This window comes from Rhodopirellula sp. MGV, assembly GCF_002251265.1.
GTDB lineage: Bacteria > Planctomycetota > Planctomycetia > Pirellulales > Pirellulaceae > Stieleria > Stieleria baltica_A.
The window spans coordinates 186368-200270 of sequence record NZ_NPDI01000047.1 but is presented as its reverse complement, the minus strand read 5'-3'; the positions used below and the strand labels follow the sequence as shown (position 1 = coordinate 200270).

Annotated in this window: 12 protein-coding genes and 1 pseudogene; 10 read left to right on the top strand and 3 right to left on the bottom strand. The window is 53.0% G+C overall.

What is annotated here, in order from left to right:
* Positions 1–140: 140 nt before the first annotated feature.
* Complete coding sequence (locus CGZ80_RS27665) at positions 141–473, bottom strand: hypothetical protein (RefSeq protein ID WP_143544007.1); 333 nt, start codon at positions 471–473, stop codon at positions 141–143.
* Positions 474–2381: 1908 nt separating this feature from the next.
* On the opposite strand from CGZ80_RS27665, the gene CGZ80_RS17560 reads away from it, so the two are divergent.
* The 9 genes from CGZ80_RS17560 (at position 2382) to CGZ80_RS17515 (ending at position 10234) form a co-directional block, all read left to right on the top strand.
* Entirely contained in the window at positions 2382–2750 is a 369-nt protein-coding gene (locus tag CGZ80_RS17560; protein WP_198953725.1) for a hypothetical protein, read from the top strand.
* Positions 2747–2938, top strand: coding sequence for a DUF2997 domain-containing protein (locus CGZ80_RS17555; RefSeq protein ID WP_094416792.1), 192 nt, complete (start codon positions 2747–2749; stop codon positions 2936–2938). The genes CGZ80_RS17560 and CGZ80_RS17555 overlap by 4 nt, the downstream gene beginning before the upstream one ends.
* 53 nt (positions 2939–2991) lie before the next feature.
* Complete coding sequence (locus CGZ80_RS17550; RefSeq protein WP_094416789.1) at positions 2992–4470, top strand: AAA family ATPase; 1479 nt, start codon at positions 2992–2994, stop codon at positions 4468–4470.
* Between the two features lie 84 nt (positions 4471–4554).
* On the top strand, positions 4555–4734 hold the full coding sequence (locus CGZ80_RS17545; RefSeq protein ID WP_094416787.1) for a hypothetical protein: 180 nt from the start codon (positions 4555–4557) through the stop codon (positions 4732–4734).
* Entirely contained in the window at positions 4706–5113 is a 408-nt protein-coding gene (locus CGZ80_RS17540) for a hypothetical protein (RefSeq protein ID WP_094416785.1), read from the top strand. The genes CGZ80_RS17545 and CGZ80_RS17540 overlap by 29 nt, the downstream gene beginning before the upstream one ends.
* 98 nt (positions 5114–5211) lie before the next feature.
* Entirely contained in the window at positions 5212–6165 is a 954-nt protein-coding gene (locus tag CGZ80_RS17535; protein WP_094416783.1) for a hypothetical protein, read from the top strand.
* A complete protein-coding gene (locus tag CGZ80_RS17530; RefSeq protein WP_198953724.1) occupies positions 6162–6419 on the top strand; it encodes a hypothetical protein in 258 nt (85 codons plus the stop codon). The genes CGZ80_RS17535 and CGZ80_RS17530 overlap by 4 nt, the downstream gene beginning before the upstream one ends.
* 351 nt (positions 6420–6770) lie before the next feature.
* Entirely contained in the window at positions 6771–6929 is a 159-nt protein-coding gene (locus CGZ80_RS28705) for a hypothetical protein (RefSeq protein WP_158249740.1), read from the top strand.
* A gap of 416 nt (positions 6930–7345) precedes the next feature.
* Positions 7346–10234 carry an FG-GAP-like repeat-containing protein gene (locus CGZ80_RS17515; RefSeq protein WP_158222753.1) on the top strand — a complete coding sequence of 963 codons (2889 nt, stop codon included), beginning with the start codon at positions 7346–7348 and terminating at the stop codon, positions 10232–10234.
* Positions 10235–11106: 872 nt separating this feature from the next.
* Here the strand turns inward: CGZ80_RS17515 and tnpC are convergent.
* Both tnpC and CGZ80_RS17505 read right to left on the bottom strand, forming a co-directional pair.
* Positions 11107–12279 (bottom strand): annotated as a pseudogene (tnpC, locus tag CGZ80_RS17510) (IS66 family transposase); the annotation flags it as partial.
* A gap of 15 nt (positions 12280–12294) precedes the next feature.
* Positions 12295–12558 carry a DUF6444 domain-containing protein gene (locus CGZ80_RS17505; RefSeq protein ID WP_094416772.1) on the bottom strand — a complete coding sequence of 88 codons (264 nt, stop codon included), beginning with the start codon at positions 12556–12558 and terminating at the stop codon, positions 12295–12297.
* 225 nt (positions 12559–12783) lie between these two features.
* Here CGZ80_RS17505 and CGZ80_RS17500 point away from each other — a divergent pair, with 225 nt between their 5' ends.
* Positions 12784–13749 carry a DNA cytosine methyltransferase gene (locus tag CGZ80_RS17500; RefSeq protein ID WP_094416770.1) on the top strand — a complete coding sequence of 322 codons (966 nt, stop codon included), beginning with the start codon at positions 12784–12786 and terminating at the stop codon, positions 13747–13749.
* Positions 13750–13903: the final 154 nt, after the last annotated feature.

Below are 13903 nucleotides of genomic sequence, written 5' to 3'. Positions count from 1 at the left end.
GAGTTTCTGCAGGGGAAGACGGACCAAGCGAGCAAGCTAGTGCGACGACAAGAATGCGGTCGAAAGCAGGCATTGGGGATAATTTAGGAAAATGCAAATAACGATTTCGATCACGTGGCCGCCGCGAGCAACTGACCACTTCATTGAACACAACTCGGCGGCTCACGTGCATCGAGTTGTTCGCGGTCTACCCTGGACGACAGCTTGCAGTACGCCGCTGACGACAAGTTTACTCGACTGGACCTGCGAAGGGTGACGAGCAGCAAACTGGCAGTCGGAACATCAGGCGTCGGATTGTCTTGAATCGTGCTCAGCAATGCGGTGCTCGTAATCGCAATCGGTTGCCAAGCGTCGGCTTGTCTCCATCGGCCGAGTCGACCGCGCACCAACCAAGGCGTCGATGAAACAGGTGAACCACGAAGTTCGCGAAGGACACGAAGACAAGACGGGCATGACCACAAGGCGTTGGTCATTGCAGTCACAACTGCGAGCGCGAACGATTTCGATCACGTGGTCGCCGCGAGCGACTAACCACTTCATTTAACACAACTCGGCGGCTCACGTGCATCGAGTTGTTCGCGGTCTACCCTGGACGACAGTTTGCAGTTCGCCGCTGACGACAAGTTTACTCAATCTGCATCGCGAAGGGTAACGAGTTGCGAACTAGCAGTCAGAACGTCAGGCGTTGGATTGTCTTCGGTCGTGCTCGTGCTCGTGCTCAGCAACGCGGTGCTCGTAATCGCAATCGGCTGCCAGGCGCCGGATTGTCTTCCTCGGCCGAGTCGACCGCGCACCAATCAAACCGTGACATCAAGAGCGATCAATAGGAAACGGAGGTTCCGTGAACTCCGATGGGCGAGATTCGAATGCACCATCCAGGCCGTCGACGAGCTGTTAAACCACGAAGTTCGCGAAGCACACGAAGAAGAGATGGGCACGACCATGAGGCGTTGGTCAGAGCTGCCAGCGCGAACGATATTAGTTAACGGTAACTCAGTGACGCATAATACCGGAATTTGGGTACTACGCCCCAACTCAGTGCGCCTTTTTCCTGGATATCGCTTAACTCGACCATCGGAGGGGTAGATAGTGTTTACATGTTTATCGTTCACGTGATTTTACCCCGGGGAAATGCTCGCAGTGGATCTGGTGCTTCTGCCGCAGCACGGGCTATTGAAGCCATTCAAGCGTGGATGTCGCCGCTAGCTATGTGGCTTGCGAAGGAGCGTCTTGACCGTTTGTGTTTGGTCGCCTGATGTGATGCACCTACTTAGGCTTCAACTTGATGTGGAAAGCAGACTCGGACGAACTTTCTGGAAATACCTGTCTCCGGTTTGCTAGCACCCATCCCATCGTGAAAGTATTCAATGCCAATCGAAGTCGTCGTCAGGTTATTGCTCAGCAACGCTCTAAAGTTGGGCTGCAGCCAAAGACTGTCGCATTCAGATGCGTCCCTTGCACCTTCACACATGCTTTTTAAGTGCTCGGTGCACCAATCGTAAAATCCGTCTCCCCTTGCAGCGTCCCACAGGTGCTTTTCGCGGCGTTCCAGACTCTCGCGGTACCTCCGTGGCTACGCCGCGACTTTGCGCCCAACTCGGCTTGGCAAGCACTTCACTGAGCACCGCTGATTAGCTCTCGCAAGACGCACAGCGAAGCTTACGTTCTGCGTCTGACTCCGTATCGGACAGGCCTGTATCCGCAGCGATTTCCCTCTGATCGAGCGCCCCTCCACGCCAAGGAAATTGCATCGCCAACCGGTACGCCTTTCGCCTCGAATTCGACCAACTACCAAAGCAACGCGTTTTGGTTAGCTGGGGCGGTTGGATGTGCAGGCACCAGCGGCGAAATACGACATCAATCCCTGATCGCAATGGCAGCATGATGGAGTTGCTGCTTTGAGAAGATACCCAGCATTGAATGGCTCGGAAACGCAGCAGGCGATAACAGAGGCCAAAGTCGTCACGACTCGAAAAGCTGCTTACACCTGCAACTGATGCCTCGGTGATGTTGGCACTGGCCTTGATTTCGCCTCTGAGGTCACTGATAGATCATCCACTTCGCGCCGTTCGCCGCGAGCGATCATCACAGGGATTCACTCCCTACCAATTGATCAAGGAAAATCAAGGTCTCCACGATTTCTTTTGCTCATCCACGTCGATCTCAACGTGAAAGCTGCTGCTCGATTGACAGCTGCAATTCGCCGCGTGCAACGTGAGCAAACTAGGCGGCGCGGTTACGGGAGCTCGATGATGGCGTCGCCGACCTCTATTCGCGGACCAACAAAACAAAATTTTCGACTTTATCGCGCTACGTCATGGTGAAGGGGGCCGAGTAGCCTCCAGCGAACGAACTCGTTATCTAGAAACGGAGGTTTCAACGTGTCACACGTTGTTGAGATCCAGACAGAAGTACGCGATGCGTTGGCAGTTCGCGCTGCCTGCAATCGTCTATCGCTCAATTCCCGGGCGCCCGGAGAATTTCCTCTTTATCGCCACACGGCTTCCGGCCAACCAGTTTTCCTTCGTGGATGGCGATATCCAGTGGTCTTTGATTTGGCCACCGGTAAATCCTCTTACGACAATTTCGAAGGCCATTGGGGTGATCCCAAGCGGCTGGATGAGTTCATGCAGGCGTACGCGGTCGAGAAGGCCAAGATTGAAGCCCGCAAGCAGGGCTACTCCGTCTCGGAACAGCTCCTAACAGATGGTTCCATCAAAGTCACCGTCCAGGTTGGAGGTGCGGCATGAAGACGATTGAATTGATCGTCTCACCGGATGGTTCGTCCAAGGTGGAGACAAAGGGCTTCGGCGGCACTCAGTGCCAGCAAGCCAGCCGATTCCTTGAACAAGCACTCGGCAAGAAACAGAACGAAAAGCTGACCTCGGAGTACTTCAAAACCCAGGTCAGCCAAACCAACCAAGCCCGGCAGCAGTGAACGCTCGCCGGGCTTTTTTATTGACACACACAACAACGAAGGAGAAGCTTCGAATGAAACTTACCGAACGAATGCGTGAACTGATCCAAGCCTGCTTCTCAGGCATCTGGATCGAGTCACATGAGCACAGCGATGCGATCGCTGAACTCTCAGCCTTGTGTCGAGAACATGACTGGGAACTAATGGCTTGGAACGTCAGCCAGGGACTGCGTCGAGGCGGCAATCACGCTGAAGAATCTGCAAGCGATCCACTCACGGCGCTGAGATCGCTGTCGGCGGGCGGCGCGACCGAGAAACCACGGCTGCTAGTGCTGGAAAATTTTCACCGCTTTCTTGGTTCGCCAGAGATCATCCAAGAAGTCGCAACAGCGGTCCTGAGCGGCAAAATTGATCGTGGATTCATCGTCATCCTCTCGCCGACCGTGCAGCTGCCTCTTGAACTGGAAAAACTGTTCGTTGTCGTGGAGCATCAACTGCCAGACAGGTCTCAACTGCTGGAGATCGCTGATGGAATCGCCACCGAATCTGGTGAAATGCCTTCGGGCACAGAACGAGACTTGGTGATTGATGCGGCAACCGGACTGACGCGGCTTGAAGCGGAGAATGCGTTTTCGCTTTCGCTGGTTCGGTACAGCAAACTGGAACCATCAGCGATTTGGGAATTGAAAACTCAAATGCTGAAGAAAACCGGAACGCTGGCACTACACCGAGGAATGGAGAGTTTTGAGCATCTTGGAGGACTCGATTCATTAAAGAGCTTCACAAAACGCTCGCTTCTGCGACGATCAGATGTGAACGGGCCTCGTCCAAAAGGCGCGTTACTTCTTTCACCGCCGGGATGTGGTAAGTCTGCGTTTTGCAAGGCACTTGGCAGAGAGGTTGGAAGACCGGTTGTCGTCCTGGACGTTGGCAGCTTACTCGGTTCGCTCGTCGGCCAATCCGAAGAACGAACCCGGGCAGCGCTTCGCACCATTGATGCCTTGGCCCCATGCGTTTGCATGATCGACGAAGTCGAGAAAGCATTCGCCGGGATGGCCTCGCAAAATGACAGTGGCGTGTCAGCAAGAATGTTCGGCACCTTCCTTAGCTGGCTCAATGACCATCAGTCAGACGTGTATGTCGTGTGCACTGCCAACGACGTGCAAAGTCTTCCCCCGGAATTCAGTCGAGCCGAGCGGTTTGACGGGGTGTTCTTTCTTGATCTTCCCGGACGTCCACAAAAGGATGCGATCTGGAGCCTGTACCGGTCGCAGTTTCGGCTGCCCCACGACCAACCTCTGCCTGATGATGAAGGCTGGACAGGGGCAGAAATCAAAGCGTGCTGCCGATTGTCAGCGTTGTTGGATTTGCCACTCTCTCAAGCGGCGCTCAATGTTGTGCCAGTTTCGAAAACATCGGCCGAATCTGTTGAGCGACTTCGAATGTGGGCCGATGGGCGCTGCCTGTCAGCCGACTCACCTGGTGTCTTCCAACTTTCGAACAACAAGCCAAAGCGAAGACGCAACGTTACAGCAAAACCATCGGTTAACTGACCGTTTCGTTTCCTTGGAAGTCCATCCTCTACGCAGACCGCAAAGTAGCTGTCTGCGTTTTTCTTTCTCAAACCGATGTTACCTATGACCCTTCAAATCGCACTGATCCTCTTTCTTTCGCTTGGAATCGCTATTGCCGGACTGACCGTGGTTCACGAGCGACGAGACAAGCTGGCAACCAAGCAACTACTGATCCGAGTATTGCGTTCAACTCAACACAAAGGAGTAACTGACGATGAAGCAGCAGCTGTCGATGCTGACTAGCATTGCCGCGATGGCCCTGATCCCTGGTTGCCTGGACTCTGATTCAGGCCTTACGAAAAACCAAGTCAGCCAGATCCTAGAGATCCAGCAAGAAACGCAGCAAGAACGTTCCAGCTTGTCGCGTCAACGTGATGACTTGGAACAAGACCGTCGCGCTTGGGCTGAGCGTGAACGGCAAGATCCAATTATCGCGACATCCATTTACAACGGAGCGTTGATAGTCGCGTGTTGCTTGCCATTGGCAATGATCATTTTGTTGCTTGCCCCAATCAATCGCGAACCGTCCGTGGAGCTGATTTGTGAAACACTGATCGATGAGACCTCGCCCGATCAGCCAAAGCAAAACACGATTGAAAAACAAAACCGTCGGCTCCATTAGTCCGACACTCGAACCTTTCCGCCAACGTCCAATGCCCGAGCACGTATTTATTGCTCGGGCTTTTTTTGTATCCCTACCTCTACAAAACGAGTTTACCAATGAGTATTGCCATTGAACCTGTTTCAATCGACTCACCAACAGACGTTTCGCCATCCACTGCTGAACTTCTGCAGTCAGAGACGATTGCCGTCCGAATGCAAATCCGCTGGCCCGGTGTTCGAAAGTCACTCTCGCGAGAACACCAACAGCAAGCGGCAAACACCTTTTCCGCCGAAACGAAATCCGTGTCGATCTCCAAAAAGCTACTCGATACCAGTCACCCTGCGTTTCGTGCGGCAACGGGCGTCCGCTCGAATGCAATTAAATACTGGAAACAGTCGACTTTGCCGTATATCGAGCCGGGGATCCGTTTGCTTCATCGCAAGGATATGCAAACATTCGAACTGTGCATGACGAGCCTGAAGAGCGATCTCGTCGATGCGGTTGACAAATTAAGTCTCCAGTACGAAGAGATGATCCATCAAGCTCGAGAGCGACTCGGCAACCTTTTCGATTCAGCTGACTACACGGCAAACGTCAGCGACCTTTTCGCCATTGACTGGGAATACCCTTCGGCCTGTCCTCCAGAGTACCTGCTGCAGCTAAGCCCGCGACTCTATCATCGCGAATGCGAGCGTATGAAGTCACGGTTCGAAGATGCGGTCGCGATGGCCGAACGCTCCTTCGCCGAAGAGCTTTCGCAACTAGTCGGCCACCTTGCGGAACGATTGTCTGGTGAACCGGATGGACGCCAAAAAGTTTTTCGTGACACGGCGGTTACGAACTTAACCGATTTTTTCGATCGATTTCAGCGATTGAATATTCGATCGAATGCGCAATTGGACAACCTCGTCGACCAAGCGAGGCAAGTTCTTCAAGGCAAGCAAGCTGAAACGTTGCGAACCAACGAAGATCTCAGGCAGAAGGTTTCGCGCGACTTAACTCGCGTGGAAGCATCGCTGGATGGCTGGTTAACCGATCGTCCCCGTCGCCGTATCATGCGATCTCGATGATGAACACGGAATTGGTCATCACAGCAACTGGGACAGTTCGAGCGATCTATAGCGAAACGATTTGCTTTCAGTCGCTCGGGCAACCATCGATTCGCAGGGCCTCCCACGTCGAACCGACGGAAGGAGGCCAGTGGATCGCCGACCTTTCACCGGTCGGCGGCCCGAAACTCGGGCCATACACCATTCGTTCCAAAGCACTCCACGCGGAAGTTGAATGGTTACAAACTCACTGGCTTGCAAATCCTTCAGATTAGCGAGCGGGGCAATTCACCGCCGTTTCACCATCTCTTCCTTGGTACTGCCACTGGGAGAATTATTTCGTTAACAAGGAACCAAAGATGCCTATGAAATTTACAGTCGGCTTTTTTCGCAAAAAGGGCTTACCAGACTTTAGCTCAATTGGAGCCAACTGCAGCCTTGAAGTTGAACTGGAATGCAGCGCGTATTCTGATCCTGCTCGCTTGCGATCAGAAATCAACCGTGCCTATCAAGAAATCAGACTTGCTGTCGAATCACAATTATCCGTTCCGATATGCGATAGCCTTTCCGATTCAAACGACGCTCAGAGCGCACAAACAAGAACGTCGAAAAGCAACAATCGGTCAATGCGAAAAGCAACTGAAAGCCAAATCCGTGCGATCCAAGCGATTTCAAAACGGACTGATATTGACCTCCAACCACTACTTAGCAAGCTAGGCGTCAACGAACTGAACGCCCTAACCGTAGCATCCGCTAGCACGTTGATTGATCAGTTGAAGTGCTAGGTAACGGTAACCGAATAGCCAGCTCGAATCACAACGATTCGAGATAAGCTCGTCTGAAAGGAACGCGACCGCCAGAGTCGCTTCCTTTCTTTTAGCCCACAGCCAAGGCAACACACACATTTCGATAACTTCGGCCCCAAGATTCATTACTCGCAGATCCAGGTCAACAGTTCAAAAACACTCGAAACGCAACTCTTGGGAACGAGGCTGGCTGGTTTCTGGTGAATCCGCCACCCCCCATTGCCAGAAGTCCCAGTTCAGCAAATCATTGCACGCAACATTCAAGACTTGACCAACCAGCGACAACAAATCCAGGAACGCCGAAAGTGCGAGTTAATCCCCAAAATTACAAACGAGGTCAAAGATTCAGGATCATTCAATGCCTGGAAACTCGGCACATGCTATCGGCGACAGGCATGAGTGAAAATGATGGTGTCTCATTTGGGCAACTACGAATCGGTCAACTCGATGCATTTGCGACGATCGAAGTGGTCGGTGGCCCGGCGAAGCTTGACGCGTGGATTGACTTCAATAACGACGGCGTCCTATCTGGCCAATCAGAACAAATCGCAGATTCACTTGAAGTTGCCGAAGGTTTAAACCTCTTGCAATTTGACGTTCCGCCAACGGCAGTGTCGGGTCTGGTTCAGTCTCGATTTCGAATTAGTACTGCCGGCAATCTTGGCGTTGCTGGGCCTTCGCCTGACGGAGAAGTGGAAGACTATTCGGTCCAGATTCTACCCAACGTTGTTTCAAGCGGTGTGTTTTCGGCAATCAAAAACATTTCTCTCGAATCCGATAATCCTCGTAGCGTCTTCCCGGCCGATCTTGATGCTGATGGTGACATGGACTTAGTGGGGGCTTCAGATCACGATGACACTCTCGCATGGTACGAAAATGATGGGGACCAAATCTTTGCGCGCCATGCAATCGACGAGACACTTGATGCAGCGTGGGATGCGGTTGTCGCAGATATCGACGGAGATGGGGACCTAGACATCGTCAGTGCATCACGGGGCGACGCAACAATTGCTTGGTTTGAAAACGACGGAAATCAGGAATTTGTAAAACATGTCATTTCAACGTCAGTTAGCAATGCCCTTACGGTCACCACTGCGGATCTGGATGGCGACGGTGACCTTGATATCGTTGCCGGTGGGCGCGAAGCAAACACGATTTTTCTATTTCTGAATGACGGAAATCAAGTCTTTTCCGAGTCTATTGCCAGCTCAGAAGCGAGTGGTGTCGAAACAGTCAAAGTCGTTGACCTTGACCGAGACGGTGACCTCGACTTGCTCGCATCTCTCGTTTTCAGCAATTCGCTTGTCTGGCTTGAGAATGATGGAAACCTCAATTTCTCGACTCACACGGTCGATTCCGCAACTCCCGGCGCGAGTTTCATAACCGCTGTTGATCTCGATGCTGACGGCGACTTAGATGTGCTCGGAACAGGAAGCTTCGGCAATGAACTACGATGGTTCGAAAATGATGGGAATCAAACATTCCTGGCTCACCTGATAGACGGCTCCACTGGTAATTTGACGACCAGCATCCCATTCGACATCGACGGAGACGGAGATCTCGACATCGCGGTTTCTTCTCCACGCGAAGGCGGGATCGCTTGGTACAAAAACGACGGAAACCAATTCTTTCAACGCCATGAAATAAGTGTTGAACCAGACTTCGCTTGGCACATTGACGCTACCGACTTGGATAGCGACGGTGACCTGGATCTGATTTCGACCTCGCTGAGCGACAACCGCATCGCATGGTTTGAAAACTTTAACTTTGACTTCGGAAACGCGCCAGCTCCATACCCGACCAAACTTGACGACAATGGCGCCCGCCACATTCCAATCGGGCCATCTCTCGGACCTACGAGAGACGATGAGACCGATGCAAAAATCGGTTCGGATTTAGACACAGACGGTGTGACCGCACCGATCTCTATCCTTGGATTCGAAACCTCCGAAAGCGTCAACTCTCTGATCATTGAACTGTCTGAACCGGGAATCGTCGAAGCATGGGCTGACTTTGATCGTAACGGTCAATTCTCGGGCTCAAACGAGCAGATCGTTTCTTCGTATCCGGGCGAAGAAGGTGTCAACGCGATCAGCTACAAAATCCCACAAAACCTTGCTGCTGGGGAACTCGTCGTCCGTGTTCGGGTAAGCAGTGACGGCGGGCTTGCCCCAGTTGGCTTGGCGCTCGATGGCGAAGTAGAAGACTACGCGTTTGCAGTGACCATTCCGCACGACTTAGTGATTCGGGAAGACGCTCTTCAAAAGCAAATCACCCTCTCTGTTGTCGAATCTGACCTTGTTGTTGAATACAGTAACACCGAACTATTCCGTGGGCCAATCGCTGAACTAGATAGCTTCCAAATTGCTTCCAGTGATCGCCCAACCCAGCTAGGCGTCAATTATTCCTCGCTTCAAAAGGTACTTGGCTTTATCGAACAAGCTGGCACCCAAATATTTGACTCAATCAGTTTGGTAGGCGGCGGCAGTGCCACCGTCTCCTTGAGTGAATTGCTCGGACGAAGCCTAGTTCAACTCAGTCGTCTGGACCTGGGAACAGATAACTCACTTGCAATCGAAATTGCGAGTTCGCACTTTTCTTCGAATGACGTCAACGAGAAAACCAAAATCGAAATCGGTGGCGAAACAGAAGACCGAATAGTCTTTCGAGATCCAAGCAATTGGAAGCTTGTCGCAACAATCCAAGACAACACATTGTCTCGACAAGTCTCAACGCTCGACGGAAAAGGCGAAATCACTCTAACACCAGAGTGGAAGCCTTGGCAGAACCCACTCGAACCGAGCGATGTTAACGGTGATGGCCGCGTTTCGCCCCTCGACGCGTTAATGGTGATCAATGCAATCGGCCGTGGCTCTTATTTGCACACTGGGACTAGCCAGCTTGTTTCGCCATCAACGCTAGCAGCATGGCCGAATGTTTACGTTGACCAGAATGGGGACGGGCAAATGTCTCCAATCGACGCGCTGAGAGTCATTAACCAAATTGCCAGAAACGAAACTGCACTGGCCCCTCAAGCTGCAACCCTACATTCCAACACGCCAACCATCGCAACTAGCGAGGAAGAGCAGGCAACAAATACGTTGCCTGGATTGCCAGACAAAACCAACCCCACGATTCCATCGGCCGACGATGGGAGGTGCCTAGAAACGGACGCGATTGATGCAGTGCACGCGACAGGCACTGAGTTTACTGTAGCGGAAAACTCGCTCTTTCAAGCATTGCTCGAAGGCACTGGCAGTGAATTTCCCAGCCTCAACTTCTAAACGTCCTGACTTCGGGCAAACGCTCACAGGCCGGGGTGGTAATCAGAAAATCAGCACGCTAGCTGTAATGACCGATCTGGTTGGCCGCTGGACTAGCTCGTACTGAATCAACCGAGAACGCGCGCGTGTATGGCTATGCGGCGGAGACATTTCCGAGTCAGCAGGATGCTCACGCCATCCTGAATCGAACCGGCCAAACGCTGTAGTACTCGCCCGCCATCCCGCAGTCCAGCTACCGGTGACAGTGCTCACAGAGGCATCTCCCCTGCCGCATCAGGTCACGGATCGAATCTCGAAGTCGACAAATAGGCGCGCATCGACCTCACCATTTGCAACTCACTTGGGGTAGCAGCCGCTGGAAAAACTTTCAAACACACGCTGGTTAACTGCGTGCTGACACGCAGCAACGTCGAGTCGGTCTCATTGTGCTTCTCTGAGCTGTCTGTGGTTCCCAGCGAAGGTACTCTTCAATTTCGGCGACGTGCCCGCACAATACCTCACCATTCTCTCAGTGCCGCAATTCGCAATCACTCCGATCGCAAAACGCTGACCGCTCGCTATGCGGCGTTTAAGGGCCAGCGTCCTGCTCAACGATCGACTCGACACCAGTGGCACGGCATGGAGAGACCTTTCTGATCTGTGATTCTCTACTATTCACGTTCAACGTGGATTCTGACGTCGCAACGTCCAGAGACAGCGACGCGCCGCACAACGATGCAGCCCCCCAGCGAGAGCCTTACGCAACAGCTCATGGAGCTTCGTATCCCGACTTTCCGCGATCAGTTCCAGCCGATGACGATACGTACGGATGCGGTAACTGTTCACGGTTCGGCGCGAACATTGAGACAGTTGACGTGAGACCAGAGAAGATTCTACCCGGCGGGAAGCAGAGGCGGTGGACGCTCGCCGCGGAAAAAGTGATCGAGGCAACGTCGTAGGACATTCAGTAGCGATTTGTCATGATCCGAACATGTCGCCATGACCGTCCAAATGCGTTCCAGCCAACGTTGACCGCTTTTGCTTTTGCTGCCCTGGGTCACCTTCCGGTCGATCACGACGAAACGAATTGCTTGTTCGGCAACGTTATTGGTCGGTTCCAGGCCCGGCGTCGTCAGGAATTTCAAATAGCTCTCGCCGTCGTTGGCAAAACGTGCCGAAAGGTTGCGAGCCTTCTGGTCGTCCGGAACGCGAAAGCGAGCTCGCGTAAGCACTTCCATCGCCGCGTCTTCCAGTTCTCCGTCAAAACGATCGCCCAACTCCTCGCGCCGATGAATCACACCGAACATATCCCGGATCGAATCGAGCAGGCGACTCGACCACCCGTGGGTGCGGCCCGTGGAGTGTTCTTTGAGAAATCGCAATTCACGAATCAAGTGTGCGAAGCAGAACTGAATGCTGCAATCGGTCAGCCCGCGATACTTGCGGTACGCACTGAAGTAATCGCAACCGATGATCCCGTTGAATTCTTCTCCAAGAACATCCAGCAGCACGCCGCTGCCTCGCGAGGGATCGATCTTGAAAACGGTGAAGCCGCTGCCGCGGAAGCACCATGTCCACATTCGCTTTCCGCTATCGCGGTGCCCGGTCTCATCAATGTTCAGGATTCGCTCGGCTTTCAGCCTGCCAAGCAAATCCTCGTAGAGCGGCGCAATTGCCTGACTGACTTTCGTAATCACTTTGGCAAGCAGTCCCCGAGAAAGCTTCAAGCCGTAGACGTCGCGAAGGTATTTTCGGATCGTTGCCAGCGAGGCGTGGCAGGCGCCTTTGAGGAAGCCGATGATGCTGGAAAGCTCGACGCCACAGAGACCGGCCTTGCGAATCTCCGGTGGGATAGTGCAGACGTGGGTCTTGTCGCATGCCGCACAGTGGCTGGCGAGCGCTTGGTGTTCGGTCGTTTGGGTGCGGCTGACGATCTCGATTTGCTGGACCGTGGAGACAGGGTTCTCCGTATCGATCGTTACCGGGCCACCACAACACGGGCATTGCTCAAAAGAATACTGGGTCAGCCAGTCAAGTTCATCCTCGGGCACCGCGGGGCGAATCGTTCGCTGATGACCCTTTTAGCCGCCTTTCTTGCGTTTTCCGGCGGGCTTTCGAGGCCGGATAGGCTTGACGATGTCCGAAGACGGCGACATAGAGCTGTTGCTCGAGTCCTTTGTCGCAGCAGCCAGTTTGGCTGTCACTTCGTCAAGCTTCGCACTGGTTTCGTTGAGCTTTGCAGTCGTTTCATCGAGTTGCTTGACTACAGCGTCAAACTTCCGCTCCAACTCGGCGAAGCGTCGCTCCCAGCGTTCACAGTCCAGACATCCATTTCCCGTGCTCATGGACGACGATTCTATCCGGCATCGTCGACTCCGCGAATATCAGTTTCCTACCTGTGAACAGTTACCGGATGCGGAACCGATGAGCCACCGGGAGCATCTGGCGGGCACCTCTAAACAGAAAGAAGCACGTCTGCTTTGGCAGCTGAGGTTTAGACAACCTTGACCTAGCCTTCAACCAATTCGTATGAGATACTGTGATACTCGATGATCTAGGGAAGCAATGGGATGCAACAAGAGATACGGACCTGTGACCTTTTCTGTGGTGTTGGCGGCAGTTCACGCGGCGCATTCATGGCTGGTGCCACTCCGGTTGCCGGCTTGGATATGTGGGGCCCAGCAACAGAAGCCTACAGCGCCAACTTTCCTGACGCGATCACCTATCGCATGAAAGCGAGCTCACTCAAACCTAAAATCTTACTTGATGATGTTGGTAGCATTGACTTGCTGCTGGCTTCACCGGAGTGCACAGCTCACAGCGTTGCCAAAGGAAAGAAACCTGGATGCGAAAAGAGCCGAGAAACTGCATTTGAAGTCGTAAGATTCGCGAAGGTGTTGAAACCGAGATGGATCGTTGTGGAGAACGTCATACAGATGCAAAGATGGGCCCGATTCGACGAATGGAAATCGAAACTTCAGAATTTGGGATACCACATTAGCGCTGGAGTCCTTGACGCACAGTACTTCTCAACAGCAACCTCGAGAAAGCGATTATTTGTCGTGTGCGATCGATTACGGATGCCTTCTCTACCAACTCAGCAACAATTGAGTTCAAAGACAGTAGAACATATCCTAGGTAAAGGCGAGCCACCGAACGCGCCTTGGGCACTTACTGAGGTGAAAACTCCAGATCGCGCTCTTGCTACGCTAAAACGCGCGGAACGAGCGATCGAATCACTCGGCAAGAAGACTCCGTTTATTATGGTCTACTACGGGAGTGACGGGGCTGGAGGATTTCAGCGAATTGACCGACCGCTAAGGACAATCACAACGCTCGACCGATTTGCATACGTGCGCCCATCCGGCTCAGGGCACGAGATGCGGATGCTACAGCCTACGGAGCTCGCAGCGGCAATGGGGTTCCCATCCTATCACAGGCTGCCGAATACAACTCGACGTGAGAAGATCAAGTTGATCGGAAACGCCGTTTGCCCAAAAGTCATGGCAGCAGTAGTTAAGACACTGACTTGCTAACTGGTGGTGAGCAACAAATTCCGGCAGTTTCACCCTTTCGACGGTATCGCTGACCAACCCTCCCAGATTCCGATTCTCTTTCAGTCGCCACGCCACAGTTTGCGAAGATCACCTTGGTCGCCCAAGCGTGCCTGAGTCATCTTATTTTTCCTTT

Bases quoted from the DNA above. Each gene is read 5' to 3' on its own strand.
- CGZ80_RS27665 (WP_143544007.1), bottom strand. From the start codon at position 473: ATGACCAACGCCTTGTGGTCATGCCCGTCTTGTCTTCGTGTCCTTCGC.
- CGZ80_RS17555 (WP_094416792.1), top strand. From the start codon at position 2,747: ATGAAGACGATTGAATTGATCGTCTCACCGGATGGTTCGTCCAAGGTG.
- CGZ80_RS17550 (WP_094416789.1), top strand. From the start codon at position 2,992: ATGAAACTTACCGAACGAATGCGTGAACTGATCCAAGCCTGCTTCTCA.
- CGZ80_RS17545 (WP_094416787.1), top strand. From the start codon at position 4,555: ATGACCCTTCAAATCGCACTGATCCTCTTTCTTTCGCTTGGAATCGCT.
- CGZ80_RS17540 (WP_094416785.1), top strand. From the start codon at position 4,706: ATGAAGCAGCAGCTGTCGATGCTGACTAGCATTGCCGCGATGGCCCTG.
- CGZ80_RS17535 (WP_094416783.1), top strand. From the start codon at position 5,212: ATGAGTATTGCCATTGAACCTGTTTCAATCGACTCACCAACAGACGTT.
- CGZ80_RS17530 (WP_198953724.1), top strand. From the start codon at position 6,162: ATGATGAACACGGAATTGGTCATCACAGCAACTGGGACAGTTCGAGCG.
- CGZ80_RS28705 (WP_158249740.1), top strand. From the start codon at position 6,771: ATGCGAAAAGCAACTGAAAGCCAAATCCGTGCGATCCAAGCGATTTCA.
- CGZ80_RS17515 (WP_158222753.1), top strand. From the start codon at position 7,346: ATGAGTGAAAATGATGGTGTCTCATTTGGGCAACTACGAATCGGTCAA.
- CGZ80_RS17505 (WP_094416772.1), bottom strand. From the start codon at position 12,558: ATGAGCACGGGAAATGGATGTCTGGACTGTGAACGCTGGGAGCGACGC.
- CGZ80_RS17500 (WP_094416770.1), top strand. From the start codon at position 12,784: ATGCAACAAGAGATACGGACCTGTGACCTTTTCTGTGGTGTTGGCGGC.